This is a genomic window from Bacillaceae bacterium S4-13-56 (assembly GCA_040191315.1).
GTDB lineage: Bacteria > Bacillota > Bacilli > Bacillales > JAWJLM01 > JAWJLM01.
The window spans coordinates 131,493-145,301 of the sequence record JAWJLM010000001.1 but is presented as its reverse complement, the minus strand read 5'-3'; the positions used below and the strand labels follow the sequence as shown (position 1 = coordinate 145,301).

The following is a 13,809-nucleotide window of genomic DNA, read 5'->3' as shown; positions in this document are numbered from 1 at the left end:
GGCAAACAACAGACCCCTGCTTTCTTAACAAGGATCTGTTGTTCATTATTTTTCTTTTATTAAATTTGTTAATAGTGATGGGAGCTCGTCCACATGGACTTCCATCTGTTCCCCAGTAAATCTCACTTTCACTTCAACTACGCCTTCTGCTGCACGTTTTCCAACAGTAATGCGGTAAGGAATACCTATGAGATCGGAATCTGCAAACTTTACACCAGCTCTTTCTTTACGATCATCAAAAAGGACTTCCCAACGATCTCTTTTCAATCTGTCATAGATCTTCTGTGATAATTCCATTTGCTCCTCATTGTTTATATTCATAGCTAACAAGTGAATGTGGAATGGAGCGATTTGAATAGGCCAATTGATTCCATTCTCATCATGGTATTGTTCTACAATAGCAGCAACTGTACGAGAAACACCTATCCCGTAACAACCCATGATCATCGTTTGATTACGACCATTTTCATCTAGATATTGAGCATTCATTTTGTCAGCATAGAAGTTTCCTAACTTAAATACATGCCCAACTTCAATGCCTCTTGCAAACTTAATCGTTCCTTTTCCATCTGGAGAAGGGTCACCTTCCCGAATGAATCGTAAATCAGCATATTCCTTTACTTCAAAATCTCGCCCTGGATTCACGTTAACATAATGATATCCATCTTGATTTGCACCGCAGGAAACATTTACCATTGCTTTTACAGCTATATCTGCAACTACATCAATCACAGAAGGAACTCCTACAGGCCCTAAGGACCCAAATCCAGCTCCTATAGCATTTCTAGTTTCTTCTTCATTTGCTAACTCTACCACACTTGCCTGGTATAGGTTCTTTAGTTTAATATCATTCACTTCATGGTCGCCTCTTGTAACTACAAGTACAAGCTTGTCGTCAACTTTAAACATTAGTGTTTTAAGTCCTTCTTGCAGACTGTGATTCAGATAGCGGGCAACGTCTTCCATCGTTTTCTGATTCGGGGTTTCCACCTTATCCATACCCTTTAATGGGGTCTCTGGTTTTGCATACGTATCCAATACTGGAGCCATCTCTAAATTCGCGGCAAAGGTAGATTCATCAGAATAGGCAATTGTATCCTCACCAATGTCAGATAGAACCATAAATTCATGTGTGTCTTTTCCACCCATAGCACCTGAATCTGCGATTACAGCTCTAAAATTCAATCCACATCGAGTGAAAATATTTTGATACGCTTGAAACATTTTTTCGTAGCCTTCATCAAGGCTTTCCTTTGATTCGTGAAAAGAATAAGCATCCTTCATCAGAAACTCTCTGCCACGCAACAAACCGAAGCGAGGGCGTTTTTCATCTCGGAATTTGGTCTGTATTTGGTAAACAGCAAGCGGAAGTTTTTTATAGGATTTAATTTCATCACGAATTAAGCTAGTAATTACTTCTTCATGAGTTGCTCCTAAGGCAAATTCTCTGTCATGACGATCATTTAATCTCATTAATTCAGGACCAAAAGTGGACCACCTGCCTGATTCCTTCCACAATTCAGATGGTTGAAGAGCAGGCATAAGCATTTCAAAGACTCCTGCATTTTCCATTTCTTCTCTAACAATTTGTTCAACTTTTGATAAAACACGTTTTCCAAGCGGTAAAAAACTATATAAACCAGATGCCACTTGTCGTATAAATCCAGCTCTAACTAACAGCTGGTGACTTATCACTTCTGCATCAGAAGGTATTTCACGTAATGTTGGTAGAAACATATTACTTTGCTTCATTTACTGCACCTCAATTGTCTTAGTCAAAAAAGAATATTCGTTGGATGTCATTCCATGTCACTACAATCATTAGTAACATTAACAAAGCAAATCCAATGAAATGGACAAGCCCCTCTTTTTGAGGATCGATTGGTTTTCCTCTAACAGCTTCAAATCCAATAAACAATAACCTTCCGCCATCCAAAGCAGGTAATGGAAGGAGGTTAACAATTCCTAGGTTAATACTAAGCATAGAAGTCCATATCAAGAAATTGTATAATCCTGTCTGTACTACTTGGTCTGTTGCATCATAAATACCAACTGGACCTGCCAGCATATCAATTGAAAATTGGCCTGTAACCAGTTTACCTACATTTATTAAAATCAACTTAGTCCATTCATAGGTCTGAACAAACCCATTAGTAAATGCAGAAACTACGGATTTTTCAAAAGGCCGTAAAACCCCAATTCTGCCAAACTCCATATCCTGTTCTTTGATTACCTCTGGAGTAACAGGAACAGTTAAGTATTCCCCAAATCGGTCAACCTGCAAAGTTAATTCTTCACCCGGATGCTGCTGGATTTCTGTAACAAATTCTGTCCAACTTGAAACAGCAGTTTGATCTACTTTAAGAATCTTATCTCCTTCTTGTAATCCAGCTTCCTGAGCAGCTCCACCTTCTGAAATCTCACCCAAAATGGGATCATTTACAGGAACCCCTTGGATTAGCCCTAATATAATAAAAATAATCACTGCTAGTACAAAATTCATAAGTGGTCCAGCAAAAATCTGCATAGCTCTTTGAGGAACTGATTTAGAACCAAATTGACGGTCAAAAGGAGCAATTTGGGTCTCTCTCTCATCCATAACAAACACTGCTTTTCGATCTACATCAAACGAAAGCCTTTGATCTTCATTTGCGTCATATCCTTCAATTTTTAATGAATGGGTTAAGTCGGCATTTTCGACTTCTATTACGCGCGCATTTGGATGCTTGGATTTGTTATTAACGATAATCCTTGAAACCTTACCTGTTTCAGTAAACTCAAGACCAATATGATGTCCTGGTTTTAACTCAATAATTTCAGGATCTTCCCCGGCAACCCGAACATATCCTCCAATAGGTAACAAACGAATGGTATAAAGTGTTTCGCTTTTTTGAATAGAGAACATCTTTGGGCCCATTCCAATGGCGAACTCACGAACAAGCATTCCAGCCCGTTTTGCAAAAATCATATGTCCAAATTCATGAATAAAAACAAGCAACCCAAACATTAGGATAAAAGCTATTACTGTTTGCACATCATCCACCTACCTTTTATGTTAAAAACGAATGTACTCTTCTTCGCGTTTCTTCATCTACTTGTAATATCGTATCAAGAGATGGGTGTTTGATAGAAATATGTTGCTCTAATGCTTTTTCTATCATTTCCTCAATTTGTAAAAAAGAAATTTTATGCTGAAGGAACTGTGAAACAGCCTCCTCATTGGCAGCATTTAAAACAGTTGTCATTGTTCCTCCTACTTTACCTGCTTCAAAAGCAAGTTTCAAGCAAGGGAACCTCTCAAAACTCATTTGTTCAAAATGCAATTTCCCAACTTTCAATAAATCTAATGGTTCAGAATGCTGGAAGCTTAAACGTTCAGGATAAGAAAGTGCATATTGAATAGGTATTCTCATATCTGGAGTCCCCATTTGTGCAATTACACTCCGATCCCTAAATTCAACCATTGAATGAATAATGCTCTCTCTATGGAGAAGAACATCAATTTGTTCGTAAGGTACAGAAAATAACCAATGAGCCTCAATAACTTCCAAACCTTTGTTCATCATGGTCGCAGAATCAATCGTGATTTTCGCTCCCATACTCCAGTTTGGATGTTTTAAAGCTCGTTCAACGGTAACGTCTTCTAATTGTTGTCGTGTTAAGTCTCTAAAACTTCCTCCAGATGCAGTTAAAAGAAGGCGTGAAATGGATTTTGGATTTTCACCTTGCAGACATTGAAAAATAGCAGAGTGTTCACTATCTACAGGCAGGATTCTTACTTTATGGAGGTTAGCCTCTTCCATCACTAGATGTCCTGCTGTAACAAGAGTTTCTTTGTTTGCTATAGCTACGGTTTTATTTGATCTTATTGCTTCTAAAGTCGGCTCTAATCCAATACTACCCATGACAGCATTCACAAATATATCCGTCTTATCATCCCTAGCTATTTGAACCATTCCCTCTTTTCCTACGTCTATAGGTAAAGTGGGAAAGTAGGTATTCAACTCTACCTTCGTTTGACTATCCTTAACAACCACAAATTTCGGGTTGAACTCTTTAATGATGGAAACTGCCTTTTTAACATTTGCTCCAAAGGATAACGATGTTAACTGAAACTGATCAGAATGTTCTCTTATCACATCAAGGGTTTGAATCCCGATTGAACCTGTTGCACCTAGCAACCCGATTTTTTTCATAATTTCTCTCCTGTATAATAATAATTATGATATAAATTGTACAAAATGCAATATCGGTAAAATATATATAAGGCTATCAAAACGATCGAGAATTCCTCCATGACCAGGAAGAAGTTTTCCCGAATCCTTTACATTATAATGACGTTTTAATGCCGATTCAACTAAATCACCAATTTGTCCACAAATAGAAGTGAAAATAGTAACGATAATGACAATCCACACAGAGGAATGGATTGGATATATATATTGGAAAATCAAAGCTGTGATGACTGCTAAACCGATTCCTCCAATAAACCCTTCTACTGTCTTCTTGGGACTAATCAAAGGCCAAAGTTTTGTTTTACCAAAAGCCCTTCCGAAAAAATAAGCTCCAGAATCCGTTGCCCAAATAACAGCAAAGGCATAAATAATAAATTCTAGTCCAGCACTCCTAGTTTCAAGTAAATAATAAAATCCCATTCCCACATAAACAATTGACAAAAGTAAGAATCCAACTTCATCAAAAGTAAATCGATTTTTTACGAGAACTGTATACGCTAATAGGAGAAGAGCATAAACCAAAATAATCTCCATTTTAGTTAATCCGAAGGGAACTTCAGGTAGCATGATTACCCAAATCACCAATACTGAAAGAAAACCAGAGGTTGAAAAGATTGGAATACTTTTCATTCGAAATAACTCAAATAGGCCAACTACTGCAAGAATCACGGTTATTATTCTAAAGGCCCATCCCCCTAAGATCACAAAGGGTAAAAAAAGTAGTGCTGCAATGACTGCTGTAATTATTCGTTGAACCATTTTATCCGACCACCTTAAATGCCCCCGTATTTTCTTTTCCGTTTTTGATAATCTAACAGGGCTTTATTTAACTCATTTTCACAAAAATCAGGCCACAACACTTCGGTAAACCAAAATTCTGTGTAAGCAACTTGCCACAGCAAGAAATTGCTTAACCGAATTTCTCCACTTGTCCGAATGAGCAGGTCAGGGTCCTGAATAGACTTTGTATATAAATAGGAAGAAAACAGATCTTCCGTTATTTCTTGATCAGAGATAACACCGTTTTCTTTATCCATTATGATTTGGTTAACGGCACATACTATTTCATTGCGACTTCCATAATTTAAAGCAAAGTTTAATTTCATTCCTGTATTGTTTTTCGTTTTTTCCATAGCAGATTCTAATGCTTTCTGAGTATGTGGAGGTAAGTTAGAAGGGTCCCCAATACAAATAACTTTTACGTTATTTTCATAAAGATCAGGCAAGTATGTATCCAGAAATTCCTCCGGAAGTCTCATTAAAAAATCCACTTCTGATTTAGGTCTTTTCCAGTTTTCAGTTGAAAAGGCATATAAGGTTAATATCTCAACTCCTAATCTAGATGAGTGCGATACTATTTTTCGGACAACTTTCATCCCTTCATGATGTCCGGCTATTCTAGGTAACCCCTTGTTATTCGCCCAACGTCCATTACCATCCATTATTATTGCAATATGTTTAGGGATATTATTTTTATCTAATTGGGTTGTTTGGGGTTGTTTTCTTTTCTTTTGAAAAAAAGGAAGCTTTACATCCATTTTAATCCTCCATTTGAATAACAGTTTTCCCACCTGTTGCCTTTATTATATCCACAAAAATTCATAGTGGGGGTAATACTGCCCGTTAATGCGGGAAAATGTACAAAAACCCCCTTAAAAAGAGGGTCTCATCTTATTGTACATGGAAATGTATTATACTTCCATCATTTCTTTTTCTTTATTCTGAGTAAGAGAGTCAATTTCATTTACAAACTTATCTGTTACTTTTTGAACATCATCTTGATATCCGCGAAGCTCATCCTCTGTTAATTCTCCATCTTTTTCAAGCTTCTTTAAGTGATCATTACTATCTCTACGGATATTTCTAACATGGACTTTTGCTTCCTCAGCATATTTCCGAACCACTTTCACTAATTCTTTACGACGTTCCTCAGTAAGTGCCGGAATATTAATTCTTACTACATTACCATCACTAGATGGAGACAAGCCTAGGTCTGCTTTTTGAATAGCCTTTTCAATATCTCCAATGGAAGTTTTGTCATATGGAGTAATAAGAAGTAAACGTGCATCAGGAGCAGAAATAGTAGCTAATTGCTTTAATGGTGTGGACGCTCCATAATAATCTACATGCACCTGGTCTAAGAGAGCAGGATTTGCTCTACCCGCACGAACTGTTGATAATTGACGAGTAAAGGCATTAACAGCGGCTTGCATTTTTTCCTTTGTTTCTTTTATGACAGCTTCTGACATATTATTTCCCCCTCACAATAGTTCCTATGTTTTCGCCCATTACAGCCTTTTTAATGTTTCCTTCTTCTGATATTGAAAATACGAGGATTGGGATGTCATTATCCATACATAAAGAGGATGCAGTTGAATCCATAACTCCTAATCCTTCATTTAAAACTTTTAAGTATGATAATTCATCGTACTTTTTAGCATCTTTGTTAAGTTTTGGATCTGCAGTATAAACTCCATCGACATCATTTTTTGCCATTAAAATGACATCTGCCTCAATTTCCGCTGCTCGTAATGCAGCAGTTGTATCGGTTGAAAAATAAGGGTTGCCAGTCCCTGCTGCAAAAATGACAACACGGTTTTTTTCTAAGTGGCGAATGGCTCTTCTGCGAATATATGGTTCAGCCACCTGCCTCATTTCGATAGAAGATTGAACACGAGTAGGAATTCCGTTATTTTCTAAACTGTCTTGGAGGGCTAAAGAATTCATGACAGTAGCAAGCATTCCCATATAGTCCGCTGTTGCGCGGTCCATACCCATTTCACTTCCTACTTTTCCTCTCCAAATATTACCTGCGCCGACAACAATAGCAATTTCAACACCAAGTTCTGCTACTTCTTTAACTTGAGTAGAAATCGATTGAATAACTTTAGGATCAATTCCATATCCTATATCACCACTTAAGGCTTCTCCACTTAATTTTAACACAATTCTACGATAGCGCGCTGTTGTCATATGGACCTCCAATAAAATTTTTTCAAAAATAGGGAACACAAATGTGTCCCCCTTATGAAAATCTTATTTTTTCACCTGACTCATAACTTCTTCTGCAAAGTTATCTTCACGTTTTTCCATACCTTCGCCAACTTCATAGCGTACGAAAGTAACAACAGAAGCACCTTTATCTGCAACGTATTTCTTAACTTTTTGATCAGGATCTTTAACAAAGCCTTGCTCTAACAAACAAATTTCTTCAAAAAATTTATTTAAACGTCCCTCTACCATTTTCTCTACAATTTTTTCAGGCTTACCTTCATTTAAAGCTTGTTGCTTTAACACTTCACGCTCATGAGCAATTTCTTCAGAGGATACACTGTCAGTAGATAGGTAACGTGGATTTGCTGCAGCAACATGCATAGCAACATCCTTTGCAAGGTCTTCATCAGTAGTCCCATCAAGTACAGTTAAAACTCCAATGCGCCCTCCTAAATGTAAGTAAGCACCAAATGCAGCATTTTCACCTTTTTCTAAAATAGCAAAACGGCGAAGCGAGATTTTTTCCCCAATCTTAGCAATTACACTATTAATGTGCTCTCCCACTGGGATTCCTTCACCATTCAGTTTTTGGTTTAGAGCCCCTTCAACATCAGCAGGTTTTTGAGAAAGGATATGTTGTCCAAGTTCTTCAAGAAGTGTTTTAAACTGATCATTTTTAGTAACAAAATCAGTTTCACAGTTTACTTCAATTAGTACCGCTGTATTTCCATCTACTACAATGTTAGCTGATCCTTCCGCAGCAATACGGTCCGCTTTCTTCGCAGCTTTTGCAATACCTTTTTCACGAAGATAGTCTATCGCTTTTTCCATATCCCCATCAGTTTCAGTTAATGCCTTCTTGCAATCCATCATACCAGCGCCAGTTTTTTCACGAAGTTCTTTTACCATTTGAGCAGTTACTGCCATTGTATTGCCTCCTTTTATCTTTCCAGTTGTATTCTAAGTATCTTTTTTCATCTTTATCCTATGATTTCTGAAAAAAAGGTGATAAAAGGCTTTTCTTCCTCTTATCACCTTTCCATTCATTTCTTATTCTTGTACTGCTCCTACTTCCTCTTCTACCACTTCTTCCGCAGTACCTTCACCTTGTCTTGCTTCAAGTACAGCGTCAGCCATTTTAGCAGTAAGAAGTTTAACAGCACGAATCGCATCATCATTAGCTGGGATCACATGGTCAATTTCGTCTGGATCACAGTTAGTATCAACGATACCGATAATTGGAATATTTAATTTATGAGCTTCTGCAACCGCAATACGTTCTTTACGTGGGTCGATAATAAATAGCGCATCAGGAATGCGATCCATATCTTTAATTCCACCAAGGAATTTTACTAAACGTTCTTTTTCTTTAAGAAGTTGTACAACTTCTTTCTTAGGAAGCACTTGGAAAGTTCCATCTTCTTCCATTCTTTCGATATCCTTTAGGCGTTTGATTCGCTTCTGAATCGTTTCAAAGTTTGTTAATGTACCACCTAGCCAACGTTGGTTGACGAAGTACATTCCACAACGAATTGCTTCTTCTTTTACAGAATCTTGTGCTTGCTTCTTTGTACCAACAAAAAGGATTGTTCCTCCATCAGCAGCGATATCACGAATAACTTGATATGCTTCCTCAACCTTCTTAACTGTTTTTTGAAGGTCGATGATGTAAATCCCATTACGTTCTGTGAAGATGTACTTTTTCATCTTCGGATTCCAACGACGAGTTTGATGTCCAAAATGAACACCAGCTTCAAGAAGTTGTTTCATTGAAATTACTGACATGTTTTTTCCTCCTAATGGTTTTTTCCCTCCGCTTGATTCATCACGACTCAAGACCCTTTTAAAGAGCACCAATGAGACATTCCACAAGCGTGTGTGTTTGACACCAAAAGTAAATATATCACATGAGAATGGTGCAATCAAGTAAAATTATGACTTAATCGGATGAAATTTGACAAGAAGTTCTATTTCGGTTTTTCCCCGATCCAGTTTTCTAGCAATTTCTTCAATAGAATATCCTTGATCATATAGATGATATACCTTAGCACTCAAAGATTCCTCTACTATATCGTGAAGGTTAGAATCTAATGCAGGAAAGGAATCGTTTAGATTAGTGTCTTTTTTATGATTAGTGTTTTTATTTTCAAGGTTTTTAGAATAACTATTGGTTGGTTTGCTAACAGCATCTCCTTTGATGAGCTGTGTTAAACGTTCATTTTCTTCTTTTATTTCTAAAAGGTAAGTTGTAAACAAATCCTCAATCTCTTTCGCTACTTTTTCTTGGCGCAGCTCGAGTTCTTTGCTTTTTTGAACTCTTTGTGAGAGTACAATGATCCAAAAAATAGTTAAACCATGTAATAAAAAACTTATAACTAATAAATAAGTTTGCATCTACTTATCCTTTCAAGTCAATTCTCTTCCCAAGATACGGGTGATTTTCAGTTGTATCTCTTGACTGATTGTTTTGTGATTTTTTCTTTCCCAATTCCTTTTTTGTATTTTTCTCGTCGCGAAGAATAACATCATTCTTATGCCCCATTTGATTCACTGTTGTTCTTTTTAATTCCTCATACTGCAATTGGCTGGCCGTTATCATTTCCTGCTGTTGGGTAGACCTAGACTGCATCAATTCTTGAATTTTCCCAATATCTTGTGTTCTTGGAAGAGCAACCTGCATTTCAATGGACTTCCAGCTCATTTCCTCACTCCTCACGTTACCTTTAAACCTGATAGAAGGATCTCAGCTGACAAGAATCTATAAACTAGTAATCGCAACCTCTTTATTTTCTAATTTAATTTTAACATGTTGATAAACATGATTTATTATTTTTCTATATTTTCCGAAAGAAATATCAACATTTAAATACATAACTCCAGTAACAATTACATGTGCTTCTTCCATTAATTTAAGATCATGTTTTAATAGAAGTAGTTCTTCATCGACTTGAGCCAATCTTTCTACGGATTGAGTCAGAGAATTTCTTTGTCTTAACAAGACTACCTTTTCTTTCGGAGTTAAAGATGATATTTTTTCTTCTTTTAATTTTAACTTTTCACCAATAAGTTCTAGCTTTTTTATGGAATTGACGACCTCTTCCTTTTCCTCATTCAATTTCTTCACTTTTTCTATACTTTCTTTATTCATTCCTAAAAACAATTCTGTTTTTGTACTCATTCGATTTCCAATATCTTTTGCATGAATGGATACACCTGCTGAAAGTGAACCTCCTATGATATTCCCTCTTTGACAATATATATGTTCTTTCGCAACACATTGGCTATGTAAAATAGAGTTCTCTACAAAAATGTTTCTGTTAGAAACTACATGACCTTGATTAATGTAGCCTACTCTGACATCTGTCCCTGCTTTAATTCGACTTTTATTGGATCCTACAATTCCTTCAGATATAAAAATAGATCCGCCTGCAATTAAGGTTGCACCTTCAACAAGACCATAGATTTTTATATCTCCATCTGCTATTATTTGGTAGCCTGTTGGCACATTTCCACGAATAACAATTGTTCCAACAAAATTCAGATTCCCTATTTTCATTGTTATATCCCCATTAACTTCATACTGAGGATACACATGAACGGCACGCGGCTCAACACTTAACTGACCATCAATCATAGAATAAATGGCCTGCTCTTCCTCTTTCCATTCTGTATTTTTTCCTGGTTTTATCAAAACTTTTTTTCCTGGTACTGCAGGAACGGCTTCACCCAAGACATTCATTCCACTTTCTCCTAGAGTTGGAGAAAAAATGGTGGCGATCTTTTCGCCTTCTACCACTGTTGGGATCGTCATCACTTCTCGAAAATTAATATTCCTTCGATCATCAAGATCTAGCTTTCTTGAATATTTCTGCTCATATTTAATAAAACCATCTTTTCCGTGTACTGGAGGAGTGCCCTTGGCTACCACAATTGTACCCTCTTCTAAGAACTCCATGGAAGCTATTTGGAGAAGTACATCCTCTAAAGTACCATGAACAATATGATTTTCGTTTAAGAATTCCTTTAATTGCTCCACTGATAATGGTTCCTCTAATGCATAGCTTTGCTGAATTACAAGAGCGGCCTCCATTTTTCCGGGTTGTACATGAATCTGAAAGAAATCCGAGCAATGTTGTGTCACAGGCATAAAGTTAGTCCTCCTTTTCTTCATCCACTAAATAGCATGAGCTTTTTTAAGATAATTTCCTAATTTATATAGAGCCTTAGAATGAATTTGGGAGATTCTTGAAGTAGTTAATCCCAAAACTTGTCCTATTTCCGTAAGAGTCAGTTCTTCGTGATAAAAAAGACTAACCACCATTTGTTCGCTTTGATTTAATTGTCTTATCCCCTGTTGCAAATCTTCGACTGTTTCACTATATAAAAGCTCTTCATCAGGTTGCTTTGATGTTTCATCAGGTAAACTATAGCCAATACCTTCTCTTTGCTTTGAATCAAATTCCTTTGGCTTTTCTTCTATAGAAAGGATATGTGAGAAAAAAGAGTCCTTCATGGCATCTTCCACTTCTTTTGCAGGAAGGGACAATTGATTTGCTATTTCTTTTATGGTAGGGGTTCGATTTAGCTCTTGTTCAAGTTTTCTATACTCCGTCTCAATTTTTTTCGTTTTATCACGCATAGACCGAGGCAACCAATCCTCTTTTCTTAGTCCATCTAGGATGGCTCCTTTAATTCGAAAGGATGCATAGGTCTCAAACTTTAAATCTCTATTCATTTCGAATTTTTCTAGAGCGTCATATAAACCAATTAAACCTAAGCTAAATAAATCATCCTTGTTTGCACTTTGTGGTAACGCAACAGAAATGCGCTGAACATGATAATGTACAAGGTGAATATAATATTTAATGAGTTCATTGGCAGCCTCAGAATCTCGTTTGTTTGCCCAGTTTCTCCAGAGCATCTGTTCTTGAGAAGATTGCTTTTCCATTGGTTACCTCCTTCCTCACAAAAATTTAGATCTCTTTTTCCCCTAGGTTAACTGTTCTCACCTTTAAAAGTCCTGTCAAAGGATTAAACTCAATTGTTCTTCCACTTTGCCCTCCAACATCTTCTGCTAGAATTCTAATTCGTAATTGGTCAAGCTTCTTTTTCACCGCTTCGACATTTCTTGGACCAATCCTCATTGTGTCATTGGTGGATGCAAATTGAAACATTTGTGACCCTCCAGCTATTTTGGCTTTCATTTTATGTCGGAAAATACCATTGTTTTCAAGCAAAAATACGAGCTCATCAATCCCAGAGTCTGCATATTTTGCTTTATTAAATGGTTCTTTAGCAAAAGAGGAATCTGGTAGCATAACATGAACCATTCCGGCCAATTTTTGATTAGAATCATAGATGACAACACCAACACAAGATCCTAATCCTGAAGTTCGAATGACTTGTGGGGCCTTAATAATGTTTAAATCAGCTATTCCAACCTTTACAATTTCAATCACTTCATTCATCTTCATTAACTCCTAATGCTCGAAAAATAACCGAAAATGATTTCGGGTCGGGCAGTAAAAGAAAATGCCCTTCCACATCTTTTGATGCCATAACACTATCATCGCTTAAGCATGTATCAATAATAATGGCATAGTCACTGATCTGTGACAGTTCTATGAGCCCAAAGCTTAAAATAGATCCTGCCATATCGACAGCCATGGAAGGCACTGAAGATTGAAGCATTAAATTGGTAAAATCTGATAGTGATGTTAAGTAAGATCCTGCCAAGATATTTCCTAACTCATGAATAGCAGAAATCGAAATCTCTGAATACGATGTTTGATCTAAAAAAAAGGAATCTTCACCTGTCATTTGTTTGACAAAACGACTAGCTTGTTCAGGGGAAAGAAGATAAAACATACTTCCAGGAGCATCCCCTTCTATTCTCAAAAAAACAGAAACAACTACCTTTTCAGGTCCGCCAATAATCTCCATAACTTCATTAAAGTCTACCACTCGAACAGAGGGTACACTCATATTAATCTTTCTATTAAGGATGGTCGAAAGGGACGTAGCTGCATGGCCCGCCCCAATGTTTCCAATTTCTTTTAATATATCCAGATGATAGGTAGAGAAATCTTTTAGTGTCACTGTTCCCTAGACCCTTCCATCGTTTTTATTTCCTTAACTTCACCATGAGATAGAGTATTCTTCAAATCTAATAAAACAAGTAATCTCTTATCTAATTTTGCAACACCATGTATATAATCATCATCTATCGTGCCGACAACCTCAGGGGCTGGTTCAATCGCATCTGTCGGAATGTCAATGACATCATTAGCCGCATCGACGATCAAGCCAACTTCAATATCATCAACATAGACGATAATAATTCTAGTACTCTCTGTATAATCAACATTTTCTATTCCAAATCGCTTTCTTAAATCAAGAATAGGAGTAACCACTCCTCTTAAATTAATGACTCCTTTTACGAATTCAGGGGTATTTGGCACTCTTGTAATATGTTGCATTCTTTCAATTGAACCAACTTGTTGTACAGGGACTCCATATTCTTCATCTTTTAATCGAAATACAATAACCTTTAGATCTTGCGCAATTGACTCTGCCATAA

16 protein-coding genes are annotated in these 13,809 nt (G+C 36.8%); all 16 read right to left on the bottom strand.

Annotation, left to right across the window (positions count from 1 at the left end):
• Positions 1–45: 45 nt before the first annotated feature.
• The 16 genes from RZN25_00750 to RZN25_00675 all read right to left on the bottom strand — a co-directional run bounded on the left by RZN25_00750 (position 46) and on the right by RZN25_00675 (position 13,807).
• Positions 46–1,752: a proline--tRNA ligase gene (locus RZN25_00750; GenBank protein MEQ6375362.1), complete on the bottom strand. Its 1,707-nt coding sequence runs from the start codon at positions 1,750–1,752 to the stop codon at positions 46–48.
• Positions 1,753–1,771: 19 nt separating this feature from the next.
• Positions 1,772–3,034: an RIP metalloprotease RseP gene (gene rseP / locus RZN25_00745; protein ID MEQ6375361.1), complete on the bottom strand. Its 1,263-nt coding sequence runs from the start codon at positions 3,032–3,034 to the stop codon at positions 1,772–1,774.
• Between the two features lie 16 nt (positions 3,035–3,050).
• The gene (gene dxr, locus RZN25_00740; protein ID MEQ6375360.1) at positions 3,051–4,196 is read right to left on the bottom strand and encodes a 1-deoxy-D-xylulose-5-phosphate reductoisomerase; all 1,146 of its coding nucleotides are present in this window, start codon (positions 4,194–4,196) and stop codon (positions 3,051–3,053) included.
• Between the two features lie 24 nt (positions 4,197–4,220).
• The gene (locus RZN25_00735; GenBank protein MEQ6375359.1) at positions 4,221–4,994 is read right to left on the bottom strand and encodes a phosphatidate cytidylyltransferase; all 774 of its coding nucleotides are present in this window, start codon (positions 4,992–4,994) and stop codon (positions 4,221–4,223) included.
• A 14-nt stretch (positions 4,995–5,008) separates the two neighbouring features.
• On the bottom strand, positions 5,009–5,773 hold the full coding sequence (locus tag RZN25_00730; protein MEQ6375358.1) for an isoprenyl transferase: 765 nt from the start codon (positions 5,771–5,773) through the stop codon (positions 5,009–5,011).
• Between the two features lie 153 nt (positions 5,774–5,926).
• Positions 5,927–6,484, bottom strand: a complete 558-nt coding sequence (gene frr, locus RZN25_00725; GenBank protein MEQ6375357.1) for a ribosome recycling factor — start codon at positions 6,482–6,484, stop codon at positions 5,927–5,929.
• Position 6,485: 1 nt separating this feature from the next.
• Positions 6,486–7,208, bottom strand: a complete 723-nt coding sequence (gene pyrH / locus RZN25_00720; GenBank protein ID MEQ6375356.1) for a UMP kinase — start codon at positions 7,206–7,208, stop codon at positions 6,486–6,488.
• Between the two features lie 63 nt (positions 7,209–7,271).
• Positions 7,272–8,156, bottom strand: a complete 885-nt coding sequence (gene tsf / locus RZN25_00715) for a translation elongation factor Ts (protein ID MEQ6375355.1) — start codon at positions 8,154–8,156, stop codon at positions 7,272–7,274.
• 123 nt (positions 8,157–8,279) lie between these two features.
• Positions 8,280–9,014: a 30S ribosomal protein S2 gene (rpsB, locus tag RZN25_00710; protein MEQ6375354.1), complete on the bottom strand. Its 735-nt coding sequence runs from the start codon at positions 9,012–9,014 to the stop codon at positions 8,280–8,282.
• A 147-nt stretch (positions 9,015–9,161) separates the two neighbouring features.
• Entirely contained in the window at positions 9,162–9,623 is a 462-nt protein-coding gene (locus RZN25_00705) for a coupling factor for flagellin transcription and translation (GenBank protein ID MEQ6375353.1), read from the bottom strand.
• A 4-nt stretch (positions 9,624–9,627) separates the two neighbouring features.
• Entirely contained in the window at positions 9,628–9,930 is a 303-nt protein-coding gene (locus RZN25_00700) for a hypothetical protein (protein MEQ6375352.1), read from the bottom strand.
• Between the two features lie 57 nt (positions 9,931–9,987).
• On the bottom strand, positions 9,988–11,376 hold the full coding sequence (locus RZN25_00695; protein MEQ6375351.1) for a FapA family protein: 1,389 nt from the start codon (positions 11,374–11,376) through the stop codon (positions 9,988–9,990).
• Between the two features lie 27 nt (positions 11,377–11,403).
• Entirely contained in the window at positions 11,404–12,177 is a 774-nt protein-coding gene (locus tag RZN25_00690; GenBank protein ID MEQ6375350.1) for a FliA/WhiG family RNA polymerase sigma factor, read from the bottom strand.
• 25 nt (positions 12,178–12,202) lie between these two features.
• Complete coding sequence (locus tag RZN25_00685; GenBank protein MEQ6375349.1) at positions 12,203–12,697, bottom strand: chemotaxis protein CheD; 495 nt, start codon at positions 12,695–12,697, stop codon at positions 12,203–12,205.
• Positions 12,690–13,328: a chemotaxis protein CheC gene (locus RZN25_00680; protein MEQ6375348.1), complete on the bottom strand. Its 639-nt coding sequence runs from the start codon at positions 13,326–13,328 to the stop codon at positions 12,690–12,692. The genes RZN25_00685 and RZN25_00680 overlap by 8 nt, the downstream gene beginning before the upstream one ends.
• Positions 13,325–13,807: a chemotaxis protein CheW gene (locus RZN25_00675; protein ID MEQ6375347.1), complete on the bottom strand. Its 483-nt coding sequence runs from the start codon at positions 13,805–13,807 to the stop codon at positions 13,325–13,327. Before RZN25_00675 ends, RZN25_00680 begins: the two co-directional genes overlap by 4 nt.
• Between the last annotated feature and the right edge of the window lie 2 nt (positions 13,808–13,809).

Bases quoted from the DNA above. Each gene is read 5' to 3' on its own strand.
- rpsB (MEQ6375354.1), bottom strand. From the start codon at position 9,014: ATGTCAGTAATTTCAATGAAACAACTTCTTGAAGCTGGTGTTCATTTT.
- RZN25_00750 (MEQ6375362.1), bottom strand. From the start codon at position 1,752: ATGAAGCAAAGTAATATGTTTCTACCAACATTACGTGAAATACCTTCT.
- RZN25_00685 (MEQ6375349.1), bottom strand. From the start codon at position 12,697: ATGAATGAAGTGATTGAAATTGTAAAGGTTGGAATAGCTGATTTAAAC.
- RZN25_00675 (MEQ6375347.1), bottom strand. From the start codon at position 13,807: ATGGCAGAGTCAATTGCGCAAGATCTAAAGGTTATTGTATTTCGATTA.
- frr (MEQ6375357.1), bottom strand. From the start codon at position 6,484: ATGTCAGAAGCTGTCATAAAAGAAACAAAGGAAAAAATGCAAGCCGCT.
- pyrH (MEQ6375356.1), bottom strand. From the start codon at position 7,208: ATGACAACAGCGCGCTATCGTAGAATTGTGTTAAAATTAAGTGGAGAA.
- RZN25_00705 (MEQ6375353.1), bottom strand. From the start codon at position 9,623: ATGCAAACTTATTTATTAGTTATAAGTTTTTTATTACATGGTTTAACT.
- dxr (MEQ6375360.1), bottom strand. From the start codon at position 4,196: ATGAAAAAAATCGGGTTGCTAGGTGCAACAGGTTCAATCGGGATTCAA.
- RZN25_00700 (MEQ6375352.1), bottom strand. From the start codon at position 9,930: ATGAGCTGGAAGTCCATTGAAATGCAGGTTGCTCTTCCAAGAACACAA.
- RZN25_00695 (MEQ6375351.1), bottom strand. From the start codon at position 11,376: ATGCCTGTGACACAACATTGCTCGGATTTCTTTCAGATTCATGTACAA.
- RZN25_00735 (MEQ6375359.1), bottom strand. From the start codon at position 4,994: ATGGTTCAACGAATAATTACAGCAGTCATTGCAGCACTACTTTTTTTA.
- RZN25_00730 (MEQ6375358.1), bottom strand. From the start codon at position 5,773: ATGGATGTAAAGCTTCCTTTTTTTCAAAAGAAAAGAAAACAACCCCAA.
- RZN25_00690 (MEQ6375350.1), bottom strand. From the start codon at position 12,177: ATGGAAAAGCAATCTTCTCAAGAACAGATGCTCTGGAGAAACTGGGCA.
- tsf (MEQ6375355.1), bottom strand. From the start codon at position 8,156: ATGGCAGTAACTGCTCAAATGGTAAAAGAACTTCGTGAAAAAACTGGC.